Source organism: Gemmata sp. (genome assembly GCF_051859125.1).
In the GTDB taxonomy this organism is placed as follows: Bacteria; Planctomycetota; Planctomycetia; order Gemmatales; family Gemmataceae; genus Gemmata.
Genome location: NZ_JBHYGG010000302.1, coordinates 1 through 25,052, shown reverse-complemented (window position 1 = coordinate 25,052; position 25,052 = coordinate 1). Strand labels below are relative to the sequence as shown.

The 25,052-nt window shown below is 69.5% G+C and carries 17 protein-coding genes and 1 pseudogene; 11 read left to right on the top strand and 7 right to left on the bottom strand.

Annotated elements, in window-relative coordinates; genetic code table 11:
• Positions 1-29 precede the first annotated feature (29 nt).
• The 7 genes from ACTIGN_RS32345 (at position 30) to ACTIGN_RS32315 (ending at position 13,442) form a co-directional block, all read left to right on the top strand.
• The gene (locus tag ACTIGN_RS32345; protein ID WP_439631758.1) at positions 30-7,448 is read left to right on the top strand and encodes a tetratricopeptide repeat protein; all 7,419 of its coding nucleotides are present in this window, start codon (positions 30-32) and stop codon (positions 7,446-7,448) included.
• Between the two features lie 194 nt (positions 7,449-7,642).
• On the top strand, positions 7,643-8,059 hold the full coding sequence (locus ACTIGN_RS32340) for a four helix bundle protein (RefSeq protein WP_439631756.1): 417 nt from the start codon (positions 7,643-7,645) through the stop codon (positions 8,057-8,059).
• Between the two features lie 26 nt (positions 8,060-8,085).
• Positions 8,086-8,859: a MotA/TolQ/ExbB proton channel family protein gene (locus tag ACTIGN_RS32335; protein WP_439631754.1), complete on the top strand. Its 774-nt coding sequence runs from the start codon at positions 8,086-8,088 to the stop codon at positions 8,857-8,859.
• Positions 8,860-8,862: 3 nt separating this feature from the next.
• Positions 8,863-9,300 (top strand): ExbD/TolR family protein, encoded by a 438-nt coding sequence (locus ACTIGN_RS32330; protein WP_439631752.1) that lies wholly within the window; start codon positions 8,863-8,865, stop codon positions 9,298-9,300.
• Between the two features lie 97 nt (positions 9,301-9,397).
• Complete coding sequence (locus ACTIGN_RS32325; RefSeq protein WP_439631750.1) at positions 9,398-9,808, top strand: ExbD/TolR family protein; 411 nt, start codon at positions 9,398-9,400, stop codon at positions 9,806-9,808.
• 58 nt (positions 9,809-9,866) lie between these two features.
• Positions 9,867-12,020, top strand: coding sequence for a DUF1553 domain-containing protein (locus ACTIGN_RS32320; protein ID WP_439631748.1), 2,154 nt, complete (start codon positions 9,867-9,869; stop codon positions 12,018-12,020).
• Positions 12,021-12,173: 153 nt separating this feature from the next.
• The gene (locus tag ACTIGN_RS32315) at positions 12,174-13,442 is read left to right on the top strand and encodes a DUF1501 domain-containing protein (RefSeq protein ID WP_439631746.1); all 1,269 of its coding nucleotides are present in this window, start codon (positions 12,174-12,176) and stop codon (positions 13,440-13,442) included.
• 319 nt (positions 13,443-13,761) lie between these two features.
• Here ACTIGN_RS32315 and lptE read toward each other — a convergent pair whose 3' ends face one another.
• The 3 genes from lptE to recO form a co-directional block, all read right to left on the bottom strand.
• Positions 13,762-14,427: an LPS assembly lipoprotein LptE gene (lptE, locus tag ACTIGN_RS32310; RefSeq protein ID WP_439631744.1), complete on the bottom strand. Its 666-nt coding sequence runs from the start codon at positions 14,425-14,427 to the stop codon at positions 13,762-13,764.
• A gap of 65 nt (positions 14,428-14,492) precedes the next feature.
• Positions 14,493-15,731: a tetratricopeptide repeat protein gene (locus tag ACTIGN_RS32305; protein WP_439631742.1), complete on the bottom strand. Its 1,239-nt coding sequence runs from the start codon at positions 15,729-15,731 to the stop codon at positions 14,493-14,495.
• A gap of 26 nt (positions 15,732-15,757) precedes the next feature.
• Entirely contained in the window at positions 15,758-16,510 is a 753-nt protein-coding gene (recO, locus tag ACTIGN_RS32300) for a DNA repair protein RecO (protein WP_439631740.1), read from the bottom strand.
• A gap of 612 nt (positions 16,511-17,122) precedes the next feature.
• On the opposite strand from recO, the gene ACTIGN_RS32295 reads away from it, so the two are divergent.
• The 4 genes and pseudogenes from ACTIGN_RS32295 (at position 17,123) to ACTIGN_RS32280 (ending at position 18,971) form a co-directional block, all read left to right on the top strand.
• A complete protein-coding gene (locus ACTIGN_RS32295; RefSeq protein WP_439631738.1) occupies positions 17,123-17,608 on the top strand; it encodes a hypothetical protein in 486 nt (161 codons plus the stop codon).
• A 111-nt stretch (positions 17,609-17,719) separates the two neighbouring features.
• Positions 17,720-18,331 carry a hypothetical protein gene (locus tag ACTIGN_RS32290; RefSeq protein WP_439631736.1) on the top strand — a complete coding sequence of 204 codons (612 nt, stop codon included), beginning with the start codon at positions 17,720-17,722 and terminating at the stop codon, positions 18,329-18,331.
• Between the two features lie 135 nt (positions 18,332-18,466).
• Positions 18,467-18,745, top strand: a pseudogene (locus ACTIGN_RS32285) (DMP19 family protein); the annotation flags it as partial.
• 79 nt (positions 18,746-18,824) lie between these two features.
• On the top strand, positions 18,825-18,971 hold the full coding sequence (locus ACTIGN_RS32280) for a hypothetical protein (protein WP_439631844.1): 147 nt from the start codon (positions 18,825-18,827) through the stop codon (positions 18,969-18,971).
• A 129-nt stretch (positions 18,972-19,100) separates the two neighbouring features.
• Here the strand turns inward: ACTIGN_RS32280 and ACTIGN_RS32275 are convergent, their stop codons facing one another.
• The 4 genes from ACTIGN_RS32275 to ACTIGN_RS32260 all read right to left on the bottom strand — a co-directional run bounded on the left by ACTIGN_RS32275 (position 19,101) and on the right by ACTIGN_RS32260 (position 24,925).
• Positions 19,101-19,991 carry a hypothetical protein gene (locus tag ACTIGN_RS32275; RefSeq protein WP_439631734.1) on the bottom strand — a complete coding sequence of 297 codons (891 nt, stop codon included), beginning with the start codon at positions 19,989-19,991 and terminating at the stop codon, positions 19,101-19,103.
• 346 nt (positions 19,992-20,337) lie between these two features.
• Positions 20,338-22,446, bottom strand: a complete 2,109-nt coding sequence (locus tag ACTIGN_RS32270) for an ABC transporter permease (protein ID WP_439631732.1) — start codon at positions 22,444-22,446, stop codon at positions 20,338-20,340.
• A gap of 218 nt (positions 22,447-22,664) precedes the next feature.
• Positions 22,665-24,131 (bottom strand): ABC transporter permease, encoded by a 1,467-nt coding sequence (locus tag ACTIGN_RS32265; protein WP_439631730.1) that lies wholly within the window; start codon positions 24,129-24,131, stop codon positions 22,665-22,667.
• A gap of 101 nt (positions 24,132-24,232) precedes the next feature.
• On the bottom strand, positions 24,233-24,925 hold the full coding sequence (locus ACTIGN_RS32260; protein WP_439631728.1) for an ABC transporter ATP-binding protein: 693 nt from the start codon (positions 24,923-24,925) through the stop codon (positions 24,233-24,235).
• Positions 24,926-25,052 lie beyond the last annotated feature (127 nt).

The following is a 25,052-nucleotide window of genomic DNA, read 5'->3' as shown; positions in this document are numbered from 1 at the left end:
CGCACACTACCCGAGTCCGGTATCCCGATATGCTCACCCGCACCCTGCCCCTGACGGCGCTGTTCCTCGCGATGCTCGGCGTCGCGGTCGCGCACCAGCAACCGGCCCCGGCCGACAAAAAGGCCCCGCCCGTCGAGGGCGACATCGACGAGGCCGGCAAGCAGGCCGCCGCGCTCGAGGCGCAACTCGCCAAGACCAGCAGCACGAGTAAGGACGGGGCCGAGCTGCAACTCAAGCTCGTGAACCTGTACCACGAGAACGGCCGCCCGTTCGGCCTCGTCCGCACGGCCCAGGCGTTCGTCACCCAGCACGTCACGCACCCGGCGCACAAGGACGTGATGCTCAAGCTGATCGACGGGCTCCAGGCCACGGGCCGGAACAAGGAGCTGGTCGCCACCGGGCGCCAGTTCTTGACCCGGCACCCGGGCGACCCGGCGAGCGCCGACGTCGAGCGGTGGCTCGCCCGGCTGGTCCGCCGGTCCAACGACTACGCCGCCACCGCCGCGATCCAGGACGCGCACTGGAAGCGGCTCGGGCCGACCCCCGAGGGCCAGCGGACCGGCCGCGACGCCATCGGCCTGTACTACGCCGTCAACAACCCCGACGCGCTCGCCAAGGCCGCGGCGCTCGGCGAGGAGATGCTCGACAAGCTCCCGGCCGGCGGCCCGGCCACCAGCGCCGGGTGGAGCGCGTTCGACGCCCAGGAGCGGCTCAGCCAGTGGGCCAAGTCGAACCAGGTCGGCGCGAAGCTCCTCGCCAAGAGCCCGCCCGCGAGCCCGTACTACCTCCAGCTCCTCCACTCCCGCATGGCCGAGAACTTCAGCCGCCTCGGGCAGCGGGTGAACGCCGCCGAGAGCTTCCGCAAGGCGCTGGCCGTCGCGAACGCCCCGCCCCGCCCCGACCTGCACATGCGGCTCATCGAGGAACTGGTCCAGACCAACCCGAAGGTGCCCGAGTTCGAGCCGACCGTCAACGACTACGTCGCGAAGTTCCCGGCCCGGCCCGACCGGTTCGCGGCCCTCGTGCGGCTCGCCGGCGTGGCCGCCAACAACAAGGACGCGGCGCGGGCCGAGCAGGTCCTCGCCGGCGTGCTCCCGTTCGACGCCCGCTCGCACGGCGCCCCGTCGGCCTACGTCGGCCTGTTCGGCGGCGACGCGGACAAGACCGTGAAGGCCAACCGCCTCGCGGCCGCCGAGAAGGTGCTCCGCGACGCGATCGCCAAGAACCCGGCCCCGTACCACGCCGCGGCGCTGCGGTACTCGCTCGCGTTCGAGTTGCTCCGCGACCGGGCGCAGAACGTCCCGGCCGCGAAGGCCGTGGCCCGCGAACTCGCGTTCCAGTTCCCGTTCAACGACGGCACCACCAGCGGCGCGGTCAACTGGCTCCTCGACACCCCGGCCGACGAGGCCGAGTTCGCCGCCGACGTGGCCCGCACCGTCGAGGCCCGGCGGAAGTTCCCGTGGATCAACACCTACCGGGGCACGCTCGCCGCGTGGGCGCAGGGGCGGCTCGGCAACAAGGACACCGTGGCCCGCGCCAAGGCCGTGCAGGCCGCACTTTCCGCGAGCGACAAAGAACCCGTGAACGCCCTGTGGGTCGCGCTCGACACCGCCAACGCGCAGAATATGTGGTCCCCGCAGGCGGCCGCGGCCCGCGCCAAGATCCTCGCCGACACCGCGGCCCTGCCCGACGACGTGGTCGACAGCTTGTTCTCTCACCAGCAGCACTACCAGCGGCACTACGGGCCGAACGACGCCGAGCGGCTCAAGAGCATCGAGACCGCCAAGGCCTGGGCCGCGCGGTTCCCGAAGGCGTTCGACCCGGCCGCGGTGTACCTGAACCACGCGACCGACTTCAACAAGCCCGACGCGTTCCGCGCGGCCGCGCCGGTCGTACTGGCCCTCGAACCGACCGCCCTCAACACCGACCTGGCCCGCCGCCTGTTCACCGCCGCCGGGCACTTCAAGGACAACGCCGTCGCCACCCAGGCGTGGGCGTGGACCAAGAAGATGTTCGACAAGCACGGGTACGACAACGGCAACGCAACCACGATCGGCGACACGCTCGCGGCGCTCGGTCTGAAGGCCGAGGCCAAGGAGTGCTGGGAGAAGGCGCTGGCCGGGAACCCGTACTCGCAGGACTACGTGCAGTGCGCGGCGCGGCTCCTCGCGCTCCAGCCCGACGACGCGGCGAAGGCCAAGTTCATCGACGGGCTGCTCGCGAAGGAGAGCGGCTGGCACTTCAGCTTCGCCGTGTGGCGCGCCGACCTGATGGTGAAGGCCAACGACCTCGACGGGGCCGCGAAGCTGCTCGGCCCGGCGGCCGACAAGGTCCGCGACACCCCCTTCGGCGCGCAGCCCCCGGAGAACGAGTGGCAGGCGCTCGCGAACTGGGTCGGCGGGTACCGCGCCTACGTGCCGCCGAACCCGGCCGCGCCGGTCGACCCGAAGCTGCCCAAGGCCCCGGTCATCACCCCCGCCGACAAGCAGAAGCTGTTCACGATCGTCCGCGACCTGCAGATCCAGCGGGCGTCGATGGTCGCGCAGGCGGCCCTGCTGGAACTCGACGAGGCCGCGAAGATGCCGCCGATGAAGCGGCTCCTGGCCCTGAGCGGGGCCGCCCTGCTCGGGTACGGCGACTCGACCGACTTCGACTACCTCGCCCCGTACGTCCAGGGCGCGATGGGCCGCAAGGACTACATGGGCGCGGCCACCCTCATGAGCTCGATGCTCGGCACGTTCCCGGCCCTCGACGAGGGCCGCCGCAAGGCCGGCCGCGACCTGCTCACCCAGGCGTACACCCGGCTCGGGGCCGCGGGCGGCGCGGTCATCGACGAGAAGAGCCCCCTCGCGCCGCTCCTCTCCGCGGCGCTGCAGCTCCGGCTCGGCGACCAGAAGCTCGCGTTCGAGACGTACCTCGCCAACCAGAAGCTGTTCGACGAGCACCGGGCCGAGGTGCCCGTGGACCTGCTGGTGTTCGTGTGCGAGAACCACATCGCCGCCGGCGGCGAAGACAACCACACCCGCGTCGAGGACACGCTCCGCGCGTGGCTCATCAAGAACGCCGACGTGAAGGAAGTGGACGACGTCGAGAAGGCCCGCGTGCAACTGCTCCTGGGCCGGAACTACTTCAAGTCGAAGCGGTACGACCTGGCCCGGGCCGAGTTCACCACCCTGCTCAACAAGTACCCCAAGACCGCCCAGGCCGTGGACGCCGACTTCGGGATCGGCGAGACGTTCATGGAGCAGAAGGTGTACGACCAGGCCGAGCAGGCGTTCGAGCGGCTCGCCGGGAGCCGGGACCGCGACGTGGTGATCCGGGCCGAGTTCCTCCGCGGCGTCCTCGCGTCGCGCCGCGGCGACAGAGACGAGGCCCGCGCCATCTTCCGCAGCGTGCTCGAGCGCGTCCCGAACATCGAGCTGGCCAACCAGGCGCTGTACAACCTGTCCGAGGTGTACGGGGCCGAGCAGCGGTACGTCGACCAGCTCGAACTGCTCCGCACCGTCGGCCGCCTGGGCCGCGCCAGCAAGCGGTACCATACCCCGGGCGAGGCGCTCTCGATCGTGGTGCAGGACAGCGACCTGGGCGTGAGCCGCGGGCACAGCCGCATCCCGGTGCAGGTGACCACCGAGCCGGGCGGCGACGTCGAGACCATCTACCTGATCTCCGGCGGCGCGGGCAAGGGGCTGTTCCGGGCCGACCTGGAGACCCGCCTCGGGGCCGCGGCCAAGAACGACCGCGTCCTGCAGCTCACCGGCAAGGACACCATCCGCGTCGACTACCCGCCGGAGTTCAAGAAGGAGTTCAAGGACGCCCCGCTGCCCGACGCCGAGATCCGCATCGCGGCCGACGGCCGGCTCGACGTGTCCAGCGGCAAGATCATCGACGAGGACGAGGAGACGTTCAGCGCCAAGCTGGCCCGCGAGGCCCGCGACGAGCCCGGCGAGGACAAGCGCAAGGGGCTCGACCGGCCCAAGGACCAGGTGAAGCCCGGCAACGTCGTGTACGTCCGCGTCCGGGACGCCGACCGCGACGTGTCCGACCAGCCCGACAAGATCGCGGTCAAGCTCGTGTCGGCCGGCGGCGACCAGGTGACCGCGGTGCTGACCGAGACCGGCCCGCACACGGGCATCTTCGAGGGCACCGCGAAGACCGGCGAACTGCCCGCCGGGGCGCTGGCCACGAACACCGCCATCGACCACAGCCCGCTCATGGCCATCGACAAGGACAAGAAGACCGCGTGGCTCAGCGAGCCGGACGGCGTGACGCCCAAGCTCTTGAGCATCGACATGAAGGACCTGAAGCGGGCCGACCGCGTCACGGTGTGGACCCCGAACGCGGCCCGCAACGCCCCGATCCGCGTGACCCTGGAGGGCAGCGAGGACGGCCGGCTGTGGTTCCGCCTCGCGGCCACGCACCCGGACCCGAAGGTGACCCCGGTCGCCGGTGACGCCGGCGAGATGACCGCCCGCGTCTTCCGCGCCGACGGCCACGGGTACGCCGCGTGGGACCAGGTCGTCGCGCTGACCAAGACCGCCAAGCCCATTGCGGAAGGCAAGGCGGCCGACCTGTTCTGGACCCGCCAGCCCGACGAGAAGGCGAAGCCGGCGACCAGCGTCGTGTGGCACGGCAAGGTCGTGCAGCCGAAGAGCGGGGCCGTCCGGTTCGCGGTCACCGGCGAGAAGACGGCGCTGATGGTCGACGGCCGGCTCGAACTGCCGGTCGGCCCGAACGGCCGGCACGCCGACGTGTACCTCGACGCCGGCTCGCACGTCGTCACCATCTTCGCGGCCGCCGGCCCGAACACGAACACCCTCGAGGCCCGGTGGGCGAGCGGCGACGCGGTCACCGAACTGGTGACCACCGCCCCGTTCCGCGCCAGCGACTTCGACCTGACCCGCCCCGAGGCCAAGGCCGCCCCGGCCCCGCGGCCGCTCGGCGAGGCGACCGCCGACAAGGAGGGCACGTCGTGGGACTTCAAGTTCCCGGCGATGAACCTCCGCCACGTCCGGCTCGTGATCCACGAGTACCGCGGCGAGGCCGTGGCGGTCAACCACGTCGAGGTCCGCGACACCGAGAAGAACGCGCTGCACATCCCGACCGAGGCCGACCTGCTGTCGCTCGCGACGAACGACGTGCTGGAGATCTCCGGCGGCGACGTGGTCACGGCGACGTACATCGACGACGTGAACACCACCGGCGGCTCGCGGCTCCTCGCGGCCAAGCTGACCGCGACGTACCACAACGCGGCCATCCACCCCATCGCCTACGACTTCCTCAAGGGGCCGAACGGCGAGGTGTCCACGCGGCGCAAGGAGCTGCTCCGGATCGACCCGGGCGAGCGGATCGTCATCGAGGTGACCGACTACGACATGGACGCGACCGCCGGCCCGGACAAGATCAAGGTCCAGGTCCAGGTGAACGACGGCCCCCCGATCGAGCTGGAGGCGACCGAGACGCAGGAGAACAGCGGCGTGTTCACCAAGGAGGTGGACACCGCGGCCGCGCCCGCCGGCGACAAGCTCGCGGTGAAGCCCGGCGACCGCGTCGCGCTGCGGTACTTCGACCAGCAGAACACGGTCCCCGGCCACGGGTCGTTCCGCGAGGCCGTGGTGTACGTGAACGAGCCGACCGCGGGCAAGGTGCGGGTCGTCGAGACCCGCACGACCCGGCCCCCGCAGCCCGCGGGCCAGTTCGCGGTCGTCGTGCCCCCGCAGGTCCGCTACCTCCCGGCCCAGCCGGGCGAGCCCGACCCGAAGGCGGCCGCCGGGGTCGCGTTCGAGGCCCCGTTCACCGTCGAGGTCGTCGACCGCGACGCGGCCAAGGACAGCAGCAGCAAGGTCGTCGTGAAGTTGAAGACCACCACCGGCGCGGAGGTCGAGGTCGAGTGCGTCCTGAACGACCGCCGGCTCGGCAGCAGCGGGCTCCCGGACCGCCCCGGGACCGCGCTCCAGGAGGGCCGGTTCACCGGGCAGGTCATCATGCAACTCGGCGGCAAGGACACGGCCGCGCTCGTGCCGCTGACCGCGTCCATGCCCCGCGACTTGATCGGCGGGCCGGTGCTGCCGAAGGACGACATGGGCGACGACGGGAAGCGGGACAAGACCCTCATCACCAAGGTGCTGAACCTGACCGGGGCGGACGTGGTCGAGGCCGAGTACAAGGACGAGAAGCGGCCCGGCGCGCCGGCCGCGCTGGTCGCCGCCGCCCGGTTGCTCACCGACGGCAAGCTCACCTGCACCGACTCCGAGTACGCCCGGGACGTGACCTCGGTCCACGTCGGCGAGCGGCTGTTCCTGCGGGTCGTGGACGCCGACGCGGACCGCACCCCGGAGCGCGACACGGCCAAGGTCCGCATCCGCACCAAGCGGGGCGAGGACGAGACGGTCGAGCTGGTGGAGACGCTGGCCCACAGCGGCGTGTTCACCGGGTCGCTGCTGCTCAAGCCGGCCGAGAAGCCCGCGGCGGGGAACCTGAAGCAGGACGCGCCCGAGCTGGAGTGCTACTTCGGCGACACGATCGAGCTGGCGTACACCGACGAGCGGGCGGCCAGCGCCGTCGAGGGCAAGTACGAGTCGGCCGTGACCGTGGCCGTGGTCATCGGCACCGACGGGAAACTCCAGGCGTTCAGCAAGACGTTCACCGACGAGGCGCTGGCGGTGGAGACCCAGTTCCACATCGCCGAGAGCCACTTCGAACTGTTCAAGAGCCACAAGAGCCTGGGCCGCGAGCCCGAGGCCCGGGCCGACCTGGAGGCCGGCCGCCGGGTGCTCCGCGAGGTGATCGAGGACTACCCGAACCCCAAGTACACGCCGCGGGTGTCGTTCCTGCTCGGCCAGTTCGCCCAGGAGCTGAAGCAGTACGGCGAGGCGGTGCAGGCGTACCAGACGATCGTGAAGCAGTACCCGGACCACGCCCTCGCGCCGCACGCGCAGTACAAGATGGCGCAGTCGTACGAGAAGGCCGGCGAGTTCAACCAGGCGCTGGAGGCGTACGTCACGCTGGCTGCGACGTACCCCAAGAGCGAGCTGATCGCCGACGTGATGGTGAACATCAACGACCACTTCTACCGGGCCGAGAACTTCAAGGTCGCGGCCCAGGTGGGCGAGAAGTTCCTGGAGAAGTTCGAGAGCCACCGGCTGGCCCCGAAGATGGCGTTCCGCGTCGGCCAGTGCTACTTCAAGGACAAGCAGTACACCAAGGCCGCCGAGTCGTTCGAGAAGTTCACCAAGACGTTCCGCGAGGACCAGCTCGCGCCGGACGCGATGTTCTGGGCCGGGGAGAGCCACCGGACCGGGAACAACATGAAGAAGGCGTTCGAGGCGTACAACAAGTGCCGCTGGGACTACCCGGCGACCGAGGCCGCCAAGTACGCCCGCGGCCGCCTGGCCCTGCCCGAGATGCTCCGCCAGTTCGAGGAGGCGTCGAACGTGGACGGAAAGAATTAGTGTTTAGTGTTTAGTGTTTAGTGTTTAGTGTTTAGTGTTTAGTGTTTAAGTGACTCGCCGAAGCGTGCCTTGCGGTCAAGGCGATGGCGCTCACGAGCCTCAATACGCACACGAATTGCGGACTAACCACTAAACACTAAACACTAAACACTAAACACTAAACACTAAACACTAATCGCGAACCCGGGTGCCCCATGCCCTTCGTTCGTTTCCAGGACCTCAAGGTCTACAACCTCGCCGAGGAGTTGGCCGATACGGTCTGGTCGATTGTGGTGAAGTGGGGCGTTCTCGCCCGCGACACGGTTGGGAAGCAACTGATCCGGGCCGCGGACAGCATCAGCGCGAACATCGCGGAGGGGAGCGGCCGACACAGCCCCGCGGACAATCGCCGGTTCGTTCGGATCGCTCGCGGCTCCCTTCACGAGACGCAGAACTGGTTGCGCCGGGCATTCAAAAGGAAACTGATCACCCCCGACGAGACAGCATCGCTACACGGTCTGATCGAGCAACTTGCTCCGGCCCTGAACGGTTACCTCGCTTCAATTGGGCGACCCCCTCGGGGCGGCCCGGCCAAGAACGCTCCCGCCCCGGATGATGTGTCCGCTTACTAAACACTAAACACTAAACACTAAACACTATGCCTCACTTCGCCGAAGCCGCCGGGTCCGACCTGCTCCACTCGGGGGCGCTCGGGTACATGTTCGACGGCGGCATCTTCATGTGGCCGATCCTGCTGCTCGCCATCATCGGCACCGGGGTCGTCATCGAGCGGTTCCGCACCCTGCGGCTCATCGGCCTCGACGGCCAGGGGCTCCGCACCCAGGTGCTCGACCTGCTCTACCAGGACCGCGTCGAGGAGGCGATCGCGTTGTGCGCGCAGGCGCACGGCCCGGTGCCGGCCATCCTCGCCGTCGGCATCCACCGGTACAAGCTCCTCAAGAAGCTCAACTACGACCCCGCCAAGATCGAGGAGCAGGTCGTCAAGGCGATGGAGGACTACGCCCCGCACGTCACCGCGGCGCTCGAGAAGAACCTGCCGGTGCTCTCGACGGTCGCCAGCGTCGCCCCGATGCTCGGGTCGCTCGGCACGGTCGTCGGCATGGTGCTCATGTTCCAGGGCATCACGAACATGAAGGCCGGCGAAAACATCATCAAGGTCGCCGCTGCGGGCATCCAGCTCAAGCTCATCGTGACCGTGTGGGGGCTCATGGTCGGCATCCCGGCGTACATGTTCTTCAACTACTTCACGTCGGTCGTCAGCCAGCACATCCTGGAGGCGGAAGAAACCGCGTCGCAACTGGTGGAAGCGCTGGTGCTGCGCCTCGCCCCGGCCGCCGACGCCGCCCGCACCGCCACCGTGGCGGCCGTCGCCGCGCCGGCCGCCGCGGCCCTCGCCAAGAAGGGGGGCTGACGCATGGCCGCCGGACCCGTCGGGGGCGGCAGCGGCGGGGCTCAGACCGCCTGGGTGCTGAACCTCCTCACCGACCTCGCCTTCAACCTGCTCATCTTCTTCGTCGTCTGCGCCTCGACCGCCGAGGACGAGAAGGGCCGCCCGCAGCAGATGCCGAGTGCCAGCAAGGAGAAGGCGGCGGAGCAGAAGAACACGAACATCGAGGTCGCGATCGGCCGCACCGACGTGAAGGTCAACGGCGAGGACGTGCCGACCGCGCAGGTCCAGGCGAAGCTCGCGACCCTCCTCGCCGGCAAGACCCGCCCCGAGGACAAGATCGTCGTCGTGAAGAGCGCGAAGGACGCGCCGTACAGCCACTGGATCCGCGTGACCGGCGCGATCGAACAGGCCGGCGGCGCGATCACGCTCCAGTTGGAAGAGGAACAGGTAGTCGTGCGTTAGTCGTTCGAGGCGAGCCGGGAGCGTCAGCGACCGGAGGCCACGTTAACGCCCGCTCCGGTCGCTGACGCTCCCGGCTCGCCCCAGACAAGAGGCTCTCATGCGGTTCGCGCGCCGAAAGTTGGACGTCACCCCGCCCTACGTGTCGATGGCCGACATCGCGTTCAACCTCGTGCTGTTCTTCCTGATCCTGGCGAAGACGCAGGACGATAGCAACCGGCTCGACTGGGTGCCGGCCAAGGCCGCCGGCGGGCAGGTCATCAAGAACCCTCTAATTTCCGTTACCGTGGACCGGGACAATCGGGTATATTTGAACGGCCAGCAGATCGGGCTCCGCGACCTGGCCGAGAAGGTCGCCGCCCTCCTGGGCGACAAGCCCCCCACCGAACGCAGCGTCGTTCTGAAGATCCACCACGAGACCCTCGCCGCCACCTTCGAACCGATCATGGAAGCGGTCAGCCAGGCCGGCGGCGAAGTGGTCCACGTGATCGAAGAAGAGCGACCGTCGTAGCACCCGCCGAGCGACCGCCCCGGTCGCCCCGCCCCAACTTCACCGAGGAGGAGAAGCGGTGTCCACTCGCCAGCTCGCATTGGCCCTTGTGGCGCTCGGCCTCGCGGCCGCGACCGCCCGGGCCGCCGGCCCGCCCGCACCGGACCCGGCCGCCGCGGCCCGGGGCGCCGACGCGCTCCTCGCCGCGGAGAACGCCGCCGGCCCGAAGACCCGCGAGGCCGGCCCCGTGGGGGACCTCGCGTTCCTCCGCCGCGTCTCCCTCGACCTCAACGCCCGCATCCCGACCGACGCCGAGATCGCCAAGTTCCTCGCGCTGCCCGCGGCCGAGCGCCGCGGCAAGTGGGTCGACGAACTCATGGCCCGCGAGCAGTTCGCGGACCGGTGGGCCGTGTTCTACGGCGACCTGCTCCGGGTCCGGTACGGGGCCGACGGCGGCCCGGCGTTCCAGGCGTTCATCCACGAGGCGGTCCGGGCGAACGTGCCCTACGACGTGCTGACCCGCAAGCTCCTCGCCGCCGCCGGCCGCGCCGGCACCCAGCCCACGACCGGGTTCATCCTCGGCGACGACGCCGACCCGCTGGCCCTCACCGGGGTCGTGTCGCAGGTGTTCATGGGGGTCCGCATCTCGTGCGCCCAGTGCCACGACCACCCGTTCGACGTGTGGACCCGCGAGCAGTTCTACGACCTCGCCGCGTTCTTCGGCAAAACCCAGCGGGTCGAGCACCGCATCAAGATGCAGGTGCTCGGGATCTTCCTCAACGAGCGGGCCGAGACGGTGATCCTGTGGCCGCCCGAGGACAAGGCCCAGGGCAAGGCCCGCAAGGCGGTGGCGGCGGCGTTCCCGTACAAGCTCGACGCCGGCGACGGCCCGAGCCGGCACATCGCCCGGCTCACGGAGCGCCGCGCCGCCGAGGCGGCCGCGGTCAGGGCCGCGGCCGCCACCAGGGGCACGACCGTGGACGACCTGCTCGACGGCTCGAAGACCGCGGCCGGGGCCAAGGACCCGCTCAACGTCGTCGACGAGGCGAAGGCCGGCATCAAGGCCATTGACCTCGAGGGCGACCTGTACCGGTCGAGCGAACTGCGGCGGAAGCTCGGTGAGGCCGTCACCGACCCGCGGAACCGGTTCTACTCGCGGGCGATGGTGAACCGCGTGTGGGCCGAGATGGTCGGCCGCGGGTTCGTGAACCCGGTGGACGACTTCCGCGACGACAACCCGCCGAGCCACCCGAAGACCCTCGACTTCCTCGCCGACGAGTTCGTCGCCAGCGGGTACGACTTCCGGTTCCTGGTCGCCACAATCGCCCGCACCCAGGCGTACGCCCGCGGGCACATGCCGGGCGGCCTCCCGGCCCTCGAGCGGCAGGCCGCCGAGAAGGCGTTCACCGCCACCCCGCCGCGGCGCATGGGGTCCGAGGCGCTGTTCGACAGCATCGTGCAGGCCGGGCACCTGTTCGCCCCGAAGCACCGGCCCGGCGAGAACATGACCACGGTCGTGACGTACCAGCAGGTCGCGGTCGCCGTGAAGGACGACCCGTCCAAGCCGGCGAAGCCGAAGCTCGGCGGCGGGGACGCGATGCCGGCCATGCCCGCGATGGGCGGCCCGAAGACGGTCGCCGGCAGCTACGACCTGGAGAAGGGGATCGAGGTCGACTTCAAGGACGCGCTGAAGAAGCGCGACAGCCTCGAAGTGGACAAGATGACTGCCAAGTCGGCCGAGGAGCTGGAGGCCGAGGCGATGATGAAGAACGGCACCATGCCGGCCGGCACCCGCGTCCGCTACGTCACCAAGGAGGTGAAGGCGCTGGTGGACGACAACCCGCGGTTCACCAGCTCGATGCGGATGGCCAGCCCGGCCCCGACCGGCCACTTCCTCCGCGTGTTCGGCCAGACCGACCGCGGCGCGCTCGACGAGCGCCGGGACCACAGCCCGTCGATGCGGCAGGCGCTGATGATGCTCAACGGCAAGCTGACCAACGAGGCGGCCCGGGTCGGCCCGCTCGAGCCCGTGTTCGCGCTGATCGTCGGGCCGAAGGCCGACGTCGACGCGGCGATCAAGCTCGTGTACCGCGAGGCGCTGACCCGCGAGCCGACCGCGGACGAGCTGAGCGACGCCCGCGCGATCGTGCGGGACGGCGCGACCCCGGCCGACGGCCTCGCGGACCTCCGCTGGGCGCTGTTCAACAGCAACGAGTTCCGGTTCATCCCCTGACGCAGTCGCAAGTCATCAAGTCGCCAGGTCGTCAGGTCCGGCACCCCGCGTGCGGACCCCCCGATCGGGCGACTTGGTGCCGCAGCAACGCACCCGCTCGAACTTGACGACTCAACGACTTGATGACCTGAAGACACCCCAAAAGGAACCGTCATGCGAACCGCCTCGACCCCCTGTACCGGCTACCGCCTGAACCGCCGCGCCTTCGTCGGCGCGTCGGCCGGCACGTTCCTCGGCATGAACGTCAACACGCTCGTCGCCCGCGCCGGCGAGGACCGGAAGGCCACCGCCGACCACGTCATCCTGTTCTGGAACGGCGGCGGCATGAGCCACATCGACACGTTCGACCCGAAGCCGGGCCGCGACGTGCAGGGCGACCTGGAGCCGATCAAGACGTCGGTCGCCGGCGTCCAGATCTCCGAGATCTTCCCGCTGCTCGCGCAGCAGATGAAGCACGTCGCGCTGGTCCGCAGCATCGCCGGCCAGAACGGCGACCACGGCCGGGCGACGTACCAGCTCCAGACGAGCTACGCCCAGAGCGCCAACCTCCAGCACCCGGGCATCGGCTCGGTGGTGGTGAGCGAGCGGAAGAGCCTGGGCGACCTGCCGGCCTACGTGACCATCGGCGGCGGCGCGCCGAAGGCCGGGTACCTGGGCCAGGCGTGCGAGGCGTACTTCGTCGGCCGCCCCGGCGAGAAGGACCCGTACCTCGCGTTCCCGGCCGGGATCACCGAGGTCCGCGGGAACAAGCGGCTCGACATCCTCCAGAAGATGAACCAGAAGGCCGCGGCGGCGCTGCCGGGCGAGGAGGTCGCGGGCTCGCAGACCGCGCTGACCGAGGCCGTAAAGCTCATGCGGAGCCCGGCCCTGGAGGCGTTCGAGGTCCGCAAGGAGAAGCCCGAGGTCGTCGAGAAGTACGGGGACAGCGAGTTCGGCCGCTCGGCCCTGCTGGCCCGCCGGCTCGTCGAGAAGGGCGTGCGGTTCGTGCAGGTGAACCGCGGCGGGTTCGACGTCCACACGAACGCGTTCCCGGCCATGCGGGACCACGGCGACGTGATGGACCCGGCGCTGGCGGCGCTGATCTCGGACCTCGCCGAGACCGGGCTGCTCAAGAAGACGATGATCGTGGTGCTGAGCGAGTTCGGCCGCACGCCGAAGATCAACCCGCAGGCGGGCCGCGACCACCACCCGGGCGTGTTCAGCTGCCTGTTCGCCGGCGGCGGCGTGAAGGGCGGGCAGGTGATCGGCTCGTCCGACGCGGACGCGATGCTGCCCAAGGACCGGCCGGTCAAGGTGAGCCACCTGCACGCGTCGATCTGCCACGCGCTGGGCATCGACCCGAACAAGGAGGTCATGACCCCGCTCCAGCGGCCGATGAAGCTGGTGGACAGCGGCAAGCCGGTGGACGAACTGTTCAGCTAAAGAGGAGGCGGAGTGCGGGAACGTGTCGGGTGAGTGGCGTGCGTGGTCGCCCCTCACCCGCCGCGAGGCGCGGCGACCTCTCCCCGCAAAGCCGGGGCGAGGTGGTGCGAATGGCCCTCTCTGCCGCTGACCGGGCCACCTCGCACACGAGAAAACCGGTGAGCCCCACCTCGCCCCGTTCCGACGGGGAGAGGTCGCCGCGAGTCTTCGAGCGGCGGGTGAGGGGGGCCACCTGACCTGCCCCCCAGAGGCGCGGTCCTTTCCGCTACCGGTTCCAATGACGACGCGGGCCGCGGCGATTGCCGCGGCCCGCTCCACGTCACCACCGCTTCTCCATCATCGAGACGATCTGCACCGCGATCCGGTTCTGGACCATGTTCATGGCCGACGTGTTCGTCTCCCCGAGTTCGGGGATGAACCGGCCGGTGGCGGTGATCCGCACGGGGACCGGCTGGCCCGGGTCGCACGCGACCGGCGGCACGGGGATGCTCGGGTCGAACGGCACCGGCGGGCTGTTCGGGTCGATCGCGCCGGGCGGCACCGGCGGCCGGCCGCCCCGCGGGGCCGACAGGATCGTCCCGTCCCGCAGGTCGCGCCACACCACGTCCACGTTCACGACGAGTTCGCCCTCGCGGACCTGGTTCTGCTGCGTCCGGTTCAGGATGCCCTTGTAGACCTGGGAGACGACGCCGAGCAGCTCGGTGTCGGCCCGCGCCGGGTCCGAGGTGACGCGGAACGACGTGGTCCGGCCGATCTCGTCGATGACCGCCTTGGTGATGTCGTTCTCGAACCCGCGGTACGGGTTCGTCTGGAACGCGCGGTTCACGAAGATCGGCACGTACACCGTCTTGATGTTCTCGTCGTAGAGCGCGCCGGCCCCGAGCTTGTACCCGAGGACCGACGGCGTGCCGCGGCACCCGAGCAGCCCGCCGAGCGGGGCGAGCGCGGCGAGGCGGAGGAACCGGCGGCGGGTGGGTGCTGGCATGGGGCCCTTCCGATTCGTGGCGAGCGGGGGAGGTGGGTCCCCCGGTTCAACTCACACTCCCGGCCTCACGGCCCCGGCTGCACGGCCCCGGTGGGCAGCGGCTGCGGGCCGCCGGCCGGGGTCACGGGCGGGCGATCGGGCGGGGCGGCCTCCTCGCCGGGCTTCGCCTGCGGGGCGTTGAACACTTCCTTCCACTTGGCCTGCACGATGGCGAACGGGTCGCGGCCGGGGGCGGGCTTGCCCTCCTTCATGAGCGCGACCAGGTGCTCCTTCTTCTCGCCGGCGAGTTCCGAGTACCGGGTCCCGGCGTACCGGCGGCGGACCAGCTCGTAGTAGAACACCGCCGAGCCGGGGTGCCCGGTCCGCTCGTAGTACTCGGCCATGCGGAAGTCCTTCTCCGCCTGCTGGTACCGGATGGCGAACTTGGCCCGGGTCAGCTTGTCCACCATCTCCGGGTTCTTCGTCAGCTCGGGGACGGTCGCCTCGGCCGTGTGGACGAGCTGGAGCGCCTCGGCGCACTTGCGGCCGTCGTACTCGGCCCCGCCGGTCGCGTTGTTCTTCGCCTGGATCGCGTACGCCATCGCCTGGGGCCGCAGCGGGCTCTCCTTGTGCATCTCGCACAGCGTGCTGAAGAAGTGGTCGGACTCCTGGAAGTTCCCGCGGACGAAGTTCACGTACCCGCACCAGAACAGCGCCCGGTCCGCGGTCGGGCCGGTCATGTCGTGGGTCCAGATGTGGTCGAGCGCCTCCAGGGTCCGGCCCTCCTGGCCGAGCCACGGGCGGGTCTTGTCGAGCGGGTTCTTCCACTCGGGCCGCCACTTCATGACCCCGGTCTCGTCCTGCCGCCGCGTGATCTCGTTGCGGAAATCGTCGAGCCAGTAGTCGCAGATCTCGAACATGCGGCCGCACGCCTCGCGGCGGTGCGCCCCGGTTGGGAAGTCGAGGAGCAGCTTGTGGTACGTGTCGACGGCCTCGGGGTACTCGCCGGCGGCGTACCGGCACTCGGCCTGCATGAACCGGGCGTCCTCGAGCATCCCGGCCGGGTTCGACCGGTTGTCGGCGAGCTCGCGGAACCCCTTGATCGCCTTCGAGTAGTTCCCCTCGTCGTACAGCGCGCGGGCCGCGGCGAACTTCGCCTGGGCCTCGGGGTCCTCGTAGGCCGAGTCGAGGAACATCGACCGCAGGGCGCGCCCCTGCTCCTTGAAGTTCGTCTTGCACCCCGGAGCGAGCACCGCGAACGCCGCGGCGAGCGCGACCAGCCACGGTCGCGTCGCCCGCCCACTCGTTTCGGCTGAACCGGCCATCGTGCGAACCCCCGTGCCCCGGACGATCACCCGTCGACGTACCCCAGCAAGCGCGGCCGGCGGCCCAGGACGAAGCTCACCGTCTGCCCGAGCAGCGGCCGGAGTTCGGCCCGCACGCCCGGCGACAGGACCGGCAACCCGCCCCCGCGGTCCGGCGGCTCGGCCAGGTCCCGCAGGGCGGCGAGCCCCGCGGCCGAGAGCCACCGCCGGTCCGGCGCGGCCGGCCCGCAGGTCGGGCACAGCGCCCCGCCCGCGGCCGGGCTGAACGCGGCCCTCGCCGCGCCCGCCGGAACCACATCCGCCCCACACGTTGCACACGCATCGAGCCGCGGGCTATATCCCAGCTCCCGGAGCCACACAAGCTCGAATCCCGTGGCGGCGTCGCGGGTGTCGGCCCCGTTGCCCAGGTCCCGCAGGGTGCCCAGGGCCGCCTCGAACAGCTCGGGGTGCGGGTCGTAGTCCTGCGTGCCGTCGGAGAGGAGCTCGGCGACGTAGTACCCCGCATAGAGGGCCGGGAGGTTGGTGCGGAGGACCGGGAACCGCTCCTCCATGCGGGCCTCGGTGAGCAGGTCGAGCCCGCCGCTCGCCTTGCGGAGGAACACGACGCGGCACACGGTGAGCAGGTCGAACGCGCAGTCGAAGTTCGACTTGAGGCGGCGGCCGCCCTTGGCCAGCGCCCGGACCTTGCCGAACTCGAGGGTGAACAGCGTGGTGATGCGGCTCGTCTCGCTCCAGTCCGTGCCGCGGACGACGAGGGCGAGTGCTTGCTCGGCAGCCATACCGGTCCCGTTGGTAACGCGGCCCGACTGTGCGACGTGCCGCGACTGAACGATAGCCCGTCGGCACCTCGACCGGAACCCCGGCCCCACGCGGTGGCGGAACCCGGAGTGGCGCGTTATCCTGCGAACGTGCGACGGACGCACACAGCGGAGTAGTGCCGGCGGTGCGTCGTCCCCGTTCGGCCACTGAGGTTCACCGGATGAAAACGGCTGTTGAGGGGGTTATCGGGTTCGTTCTCGGGAGCGTGATAGGACTGGGCACGTTGCTCACCGGTTGCATCGGCTTGTGGGCCACTCGCGACATGTGGTTTGAGCGCCCCGACGGGGATAGCCTTCAGCACTTCGACTTGATGGTGTGGCTGGTGTTCGGGGCCGCGGCACTCGCGTTGCCCGTCGGTCTCGCGAGCGGTCTTGTCGGCGCCTGGTTGGCCTCTCGCGATTGGCCACCGTCGTGGTGGCCTCGGGGTGCGGCTCGGTTCGGGTGACTCCCCCGGTGGTTGAACCCGCATCGCTGTGCTACCCTGCGAACGCGGCCCGGACGCACCCGCAGCGGGTTGGTGCGGGTGCGGCGCTGGATGATCCCAGTTCGGCCACCAGAGGGCTTCCGGGAGAGTGAGCCTCAATCACGACTTCCTGCTTCTCGACCGCGACCATGACGGCGAGTGGGAACTGCTGCGATTCATCAACGACCCGCGTGCCATCCACCTGCACGACGACTTCGTGCGGTACGTGCAAGATACGCTGGCCTGGATACCGACTACCAACCCGGCTCGGGGCGAGCGGCAACGCGGGCTGTGCATGTGGGGACCGACGCTGATCGAACTCGAGGGCGCAGGGGTCGCCGAGCGGGTGTTTGCGGGGTGGGCGGAGTTACTGGCGGCCGGTCCGCCACGGCTCGAACTCACAGGACGGTTCAGTTGCACCGCGGCGGACGACGCCCCGGCGGCTGGCGAGCCGGTCACAGAGTTGGAGGGCGGCCACGACCGTCTGGAGTTCGACCGCGATGACCTGGTCGTCGTCCTCCGGCAGTTGACCAGGTGGTGCAGCCAGGTTCGCTCCGGCGCGGGCAGGTTGTACCTGTATCATGGTGGCGTTTAACGCTGAACCGATCGCGGTGCCTGACCGGCAGAGCACATTGGCCTCCTGGTGTTCAACGCTCCAGCGCTCTGCCAGCCGGTGAGTTTGTCGTTCGGCGACGGAGGGCACGCGGTGGGTGAGGCGAAGCGACCAATCGAGCTTCCGGTGCGTGCGACCCTGGTGATCGACCCACGGGACGAAGCCATCGTTGCTACGTGGGACATCGAACAACTGCGGCACCTCGTGTTCGACATCTGCGAAGCGCCGGCCGAACTGGTCCTACCTGAAGGCATCCGGGCCGTGGTGCGGTTCACCTGCCCGACCCCGTTCGACCTCAAGGCGGCACAACTCGGGGACGACGCCCTGGCATCGGTGTACGTGACACCCCTGCCAGATGCGCCGGACGTGCAGGTTGTCGCGCGGTGGAGAGACGGGGTGGCGTCGCTGTTCGAGGTAGTGGTGATCCGGCGGTTGCTGGTCGGCGTACGCGACTGGCAGCCCGCACGAGCCATCGAACGCGCGCGTGAGGTGCCGGGTTGGATACTCGGGGTGTGCCACCCGGCCCGTGCCGAGCGGTTGCGAGAAGAGGCGGCGCGGGCCGGGCTGACGGCGGTTGTCGAGCCGTTCACACCGCCACGGGATGCGTCCCCGGAACAGTTCGGCGCGTCGTGGGGCTGCGAGGTGCCAACGTCGTGGCCTCGGGGTGCGGTGCGGTCCGGTCCGGGTGACTCCCCCGGTGGTTGAACCCGCGTCGCTGTGCTATTCTGCGAACGTGCGACGGACGCACACAGCGGAGTAGTGCCGGCGCGGCGCTGCATCATCAGAGTTCGGCGGCAGAGGGAGGGAGCACGGGTGGCAGAAGTTGATCGTCGCCGGGTGATGTCCGACGCGGAGTTCGACGCCATCCCGGCGGACCACGAGTGCCCGATCCGTAACTACTATTTTGCCCTCATCCACCCGGACGATTGGGGCGACGGGCGGGACGAGGGCTTTACGGCCGGGCAGCGGATGCTCATCCAGCTCAAGGCGTTCGACCAGCAGGTGATGAACGGCGGCGTCACCCAGTTCTTCTGGAACTGCGGCGGATTCGCCTTCGACGTGGCCGGGTGGTTCGGTGCCCTCGGTATGCCGGATCTCCAGGCCAACTACGAGCGGGCGCTAGAGCAACTAACTGGCCGGCAACAAGAACCGCTGGCTCGCCCTCCGGGCGGAGTGGGGCCGGGGTGGGGGCCGCCCGATGCTGGAGGCGTTCCAGGAGTCCCTCGGCCTGCTGGACCTGGAGTGGTTCGACGACGAGTACATCTACGAGCCCATGCAACACGCCCTACGAGCGCGACTGGCCGAGTACGTGCGCGCCCACAAGGCCGAGTTCATCACCGGGTAAAGGCAGGCGGAACCGCTCTCCTGGCCAACCGACTTGAGTGAAACCGACGACTCATGGTCGTGCTACACGGCATCCTGATGAAGCGCGCCGAAGTCCGATCCACTCGCACACCCCGGGTCGTGAGCGCGGTCACTTCACCGCCTGCTTGACGGCGGAGGGCGGTTCGGTGCGGCGGTCGTTGGCCTCGGCCTGCTCCTTCTGGCGGGCGAAGCGCTGGTACTCCTCTTTCGTCAGCAGGCCGTCGGCGTCGAGGTCCATCTCCAGGTAGAGGTTGATCGCCCGGCCCGCCTTGCGCCACTCCGACAGCGCGATCTGGCCGTCCTTGTCGGCGTCGAGGTCGGCGAACCAGTCGGGCACCCCGCCCTTCCCCGTGCGGCCGGCCGGCTTGCCGCCCGCCTCGGCCGCCTTCGCCGCGAGCACGTCCGCGGCCGCGGTCGCCCGGGTGTTGAAGTGCGCTCGGTACTCGTCGCGGTCGATCCGGCCGTTCCCGTCGGCGTCGGCCCGCAGGCGGTCGTCGCGGAGCTTGGTGGTGAACTCGGCGGGGGCCAGCACGCCGTCGCCGTCGCGGTCGAGGACGCGGAACGCCCGGTCGGCGTCCTCGTGGGCCTCGGCCCCGGCGGTCTGGCCCGGCACGAGCGCGCGGCGGGCGTACTTCTGGAACTCGTCGCGGCGGATCGACGGGACCGGCCCGAGTTCGAGCCGCTGCACCACCTTGTCGAACAGGTCCGCGAACCCGCCGGTCGCGTCGGCCCGCCGCCACTCGTCGCCCTTCCCCGCCACGAGCGCGAACCACGCCGCGTAGTCCTCGTCCTTCGTCGGGTTGCCGACGCGGTTGGGGAACGCCGCCTCCAGTTCCTTCACCCACAGCACGCGGTCCGACTTGATCGCCTTCACGGCCCGCTCGGTGGCGCGTGCGACGAGCTTCTCCTCGTACTGGTCGGGGTCGTTGCCGGGCGTGTCGGCTCGGAGCGCGGCCACGGTCACGAAGAGGGCGCAATTGAGGGAGAGCAGCAATCGCATCAGAACGCTCGGGGCGGAAGGACCGGCAGGCGGGCAGCGCGGCGGGCGGATGTCGGCGGGCGGGCGTCGAGCGTGTGAAGTGTACGCCACGAACGCCCCACCGGCGCGGGCCGGCCGGTTGCGGCAGCGGGATTGTCTTTGTGTGATACGCCCAGCTCAGCGATGCAGTTGGTTTGGTGGGGCAGGCATTCTTGCCTGCCGCGGGAGGCGGTTGGAGGCAGACAAGAATGTCTGCCCCACCCATCCCAGATGATCACGGGTCTTGGTCCGAGCCCGAGCGCCGAGCGAGGGGTGAGCGTGAACCCTCGCTCGGCGCTCGGGCTCGGAAGGATATCGATCCCCCCAGTCACCGCAGCGATTCGAGGATCTCCATCCGCATCGCGGACAGCGCCGGGACGAGCCCGCCCAGCCGACCGAGGACGAGCGTGAACAGCATCCCGGCGGCGAGGATCTGGAAGTCGACGATCATCTTCAGCGCGACGCTCTTGCCGCCGCCCTGCCCGCCGCTCAGGTTGCTCGTCGCCTCGAACCCGTTGGCGAAGGAGCCGAGGATGCACCCGAGCAGCCCGCCGACGAACGCGATGGTGAGCGATTCGAGCATGAACGCGATGAGGATCTGCCACCGCTTGAACCCGAGGATCCGCATCACGCCGACCTCCTTGATGCGGGCCGCGATCGACGCGAACATCGTGTTCATCACCCCGAACACGCCGCCGATCGCCATCACCACGGCGACGATCACGATGCACACGAGGAAGCTCTCGTTCGTCTTGGTCAGCTCCTTGTAGTAGTCCGGCTCCGAGTACGCCTTGAGCTTCACCTGCGTGTAGTTGTCGCTGAGGAACGAGGCCATCGCCCGCGACGCGGCGTCGGTGTTCTCCTCCATCCGCAGCACCATCGTCGTGTACTTGTTCCCGCGGCCGGCCCCGGTCACCACGGTGTTGTTCACCCCGGTCCAGATCTCCGAGCCGTAGGTCGTGCCCTGCGTGTTCATGACCCCGGACACGATCCAGTCCTCGTCGCCGAGGTTGAACGTGTCGCCCGGTTCGAGCCGCCGCTTGCCCACGTCCTCGCCGAGCGTGCCGGCCGACCCCTCGCCGACGCAGCACGCGAGGTACGTCTTGCCGCCGACCGTCTCGACCGAGTTCGGGGGGAACCACTTACCGCCCGGGTACAGGCCGATGTTGTGGACCGCCCCGGCGACGTGCGGGTTCTCCAGCGCCCGCACCTGGAGCAGCCGCCGCCGCGCCGCCGCGCCGGGCTTCGCCGGCACCGGCTGGTTCATCACCATGAACGACTCGCGGCTCGCGAGGTACGCGGCCTTGTCCCGCACCTCGGCCGGCGCGTTCGCCGGGAGCGGGATCAGCTTGCCGTCGGAGCCGACCAGCGGCTTGCCGTCGGAACCCGTGCTGACGCGCTGCACGCCGACCGGCTTCGGGAACGGGCGGCCGGCCGCGTCGCGGTCCACGGTCACCCGCTCGATGTCGTTCGCGTCGGACCGGCCGAGGTTGCTGAAGATCTCGTCCGTCGAGCCCTCGGACAGCACCAGCACGTTGCCGGGCACGCCGGTGCTCTCGTTGAGCTGGTACATGCCGTTGACGAACGCGAGCAGCACGACGACGAGCGCGACGACCACGGTGAACACGACGGCCGTGAGTAGCGTGTCGCGCCGCCGCACCCACAGGTAACGCAGGTTGTACGACAGCGGCACCTTGCCGATGAGCAGGAGCAGGCCGAGGTCGGTCGCGTACACGATGAGGAACACGAACGGCCAGTGCTGCACGAGCGTCGGCGGCAGCAGTGTCCACAGCGGCTTCGCCAGGATCGGGGCGAGGACCGGGTCCTGCATGATGCGGAGCTTGGCGACGTTCGGGGTCCGCTCGGCGAGTTCGGCCTCGACCTTCGCTAGTTCCTTCTCGGCCTCGGTCCGCAGGAGCGGGTCGGCGTTCGGCTTCGCGACCGACTGCCGCAGCGTCCTCTGCCGCTCCAGGAGTTCCTTGGGCGTGAGCCACGTCGTACCGGCGGGGAGCGTGGGCGGTTCGGGGTCGTCGGGGAAGAACGGCAGGTCGACGACGGCCGAGCCGAGCACCTTCTTGGCGAGTGTGCCCAGTTGCCCGCCCGGTGGTAGTGGCAGGCGGCTGGTGAACTCGATGGCGAACGCGAACAGCGCGACGAGCACGACCAGCCCGGCCCCGAACGCGAGCACCCGCCGCATCGACCGCACGAGCCACGACCGCGCGGGCCGCACGGTATCTGTGAGCACGGCCTCGTTGGGCGACACGGCCGGTAGCGCGACGAGCAGCGCCGCGAGCGGGAGCAGCGAGAACCCGATGACGAACAGCGTGCCGATGAGCCGCAGCACCGTGCGGACGAACACGACGGCCTGCTTCACCACGCGGGCGGGGAGCCCCGGGCCGGCCGCGAGCGAGGGTAACGGGCTGAGGTTGGTGTCCATCGTTGTCCGTCGTGTTGAATCTAGGGGCAGCGCTCACCGCTCGGAGGCGCAGCCGTGTCTTGACCTCCCCCCTGGTGGGGGAGGTCGCTCCGAGTCTTCGAGGAGCGGGTGGGGGGCGAAGGCTCAACACCTCGTCAGGCGTCCCCCCACCCGGCCGCGAAGCGCGACCACCCTCCCCCACCAGGGGGGAGGGCCAGAACCAGACGCGCCATCGGGCCTCACGCCACCTTCGAGAATACCTCGGCGACCTTCACGTTCTTCGCGTTCATCGCCGGGAGGATGCTCCCGGCGACCGACACGAACGCGCCGAGGAGCGGGCCGTAGAGGAGCACCTCGGCCGGCACGAAGAACGCGCCGAAGAACGCGATCTGGAGCTTCAGGTTCCCGATCAGCTTGAACGCAATGAGGGTGCTCATGAACCCGGCCATCAGGCCGACCAGCACCGCCTCGCCGACGACCAGGAACAGGACGTGCCGGGGCTGGAACCCGAGCACCTTGAGCACCGCCATCTCGGTGCGGCGCTCGCGGACCCCGATGCTGATGGCGTTGGCGATCACGAGGCACATGATCGCCACCATCGCCGGGGCCATCAGGTACTTCATGCCCCAGAGGATGTCCTTGAACGCTTCGAGGAACGTGCCGAACCCGCTCGACGCGGTCTCCAGCTTGATCTGCGGGTTGCTGAAGTTGCCGGTGTCGTTCACCGCCGCCGCGAGCCGCTCGAACCCCTCCTTGTTCGGGAGCCGCACCCACAGCAGGTTGATGCACTTGTCGTCCATCGGGTGCGGGTCACTGGTGCGGTTCTTCGGGTTGTTCAGCTTCCAGGCGTCGAGCTGCCGGAACAGGTACGCGGAGTTGATGAACGAGATGTTGTCGTACTTCCCGTCGGGCAGTTCGCCGATGATCCGCAGGTCGAACACGAGGTCCGAATAGTTCAGCCCGGTGACCTTGATCGTCTGGCCGATCTGGAGGTTCATCTTCTTGAGCCGCATCCGGCTCATCACGATCGCCTGCGGGTCCCGCTCCATCTCGGCGACGGCCGCGTCGAGGTCGGTCTTCTCCTTGCCGGTCAGCTCGTCGAGCCCGTCCATCATGGTGAGGATCTTCTTGGGCTCGATGCAGAACGCGAACACGTTGTTGTCGGGCCGCTTGCTGATCGGGTCGGTGGTGCCGAGGAAGAACGACCACGCCATGATGTCGGCGTCGCCGTTCTTGGGCCGCGTCCCCTCGGGGAGCTTGGCGAGCTGCCGCTTGAACTCCTCGTAGTGCGCCCGGGGCATCTGGCTCGGGATGATCGTCTTGTGCGTGGCGATGGCCTTGAAGTCGGCCTCCTTCTCGGTCGTCACCCGGCCGATGAACACGAGCACCGAGTAGATCATCGACAGCACCAGCGTCAGCACGAACAGTGCGATGTAGGTGAGCGAGGTGCGCAGCGGGCTCCGCCGCAGGCCGCGGAACATGTACAGCACGAGCTTGGCCGGGAACCACCCGGTGGCGTTCGACACCACCCGCGCGACCTGCTCGACGCCGAACAGCACCACGAAGAACACCGGCAGCGTGACGACGCCGAGGCCGAGCGCGAGCAGGTTCAGCCCGCCGAGCAGCCCCAGCAGGTAGCCCGAGAGCAGGAACATGGACGGGTCGAGCCCCGTCGGCGTCATCCCGTCGGTCGGCAGGCCGAACATCGCCACTCCTGGTGGTTGGAGATCGGAGGTTGGAAATTGGGAACGACAGACATCCGCGGGGCTCGGTGTCTTCCCAACACCCAATCCCCACCCCCAACTCCCTAACCCGCAATCGTTTCAAGGACCAACTGCCCCTTCTCCAGGTGCAGCGTGCGCTGGGCGCGGGCGGCGGCCTTGGGGTCGTGCGTCACCATGATGATGGTCTTGCCGAGCTGCGCCCGGAGGATCTCCATCAGCTTCAGGATCTCGTCGGCGCTCTTGGTGTCCAGGTCGCCGGTCGGCTCGTCGGCGACGATCAGCTCCGGGTCGGTCACCATCGCACGGGCGATGCCGACGCGCTGCTGCTGGCCGCCCGAGAGCTGCCCCGGGCGGTGGTCCATCCGCTGCGCCAGGCCGACGAGGTCGAGGGCGGTCGTCACCTGCTTCTTGCGCTGCTCCTTCGTGAGCGGGAGCAGCAGGAGCGGGAGTTCGACGTTCTCGTAGGCGGTGAGCACCGGGAGCAGGTAGTAGAACTGGAAGATGAACCCGACGTGCCGGGTGCGCCACCGGGCGAGTTCGCTCTCGGACATCCCCGAGATGACGTTCTCGCCGACGGTGATCGACCCCTCGGTCGGCTGGTCGAGCCCGGCGATCAGGTTGAGCAGCGTCGTCTTGCCCGAGCCCGACGGCCCCATGAGCGCGAGGAACTCGGCCCGGCCGACGTCGAGCGTCAGGTCGCGGAGGACGTCAATTCGCTCGGTGCCGCGAGTAAATGACTTGTGCAGGTCGCGGACCTGGACCAGCGTTGGGGGCATGCGTGTGTTCCGTGCGTCTCGGTGCGATGCGGCGAGCGGGGGACGTCAGTTCGTTGCTCTGTCGAATCGTTGGCCTCACGCGGGCCGCCACGGAGGGCGGCCCCGACAAACCAAAGGCGAACCTTCT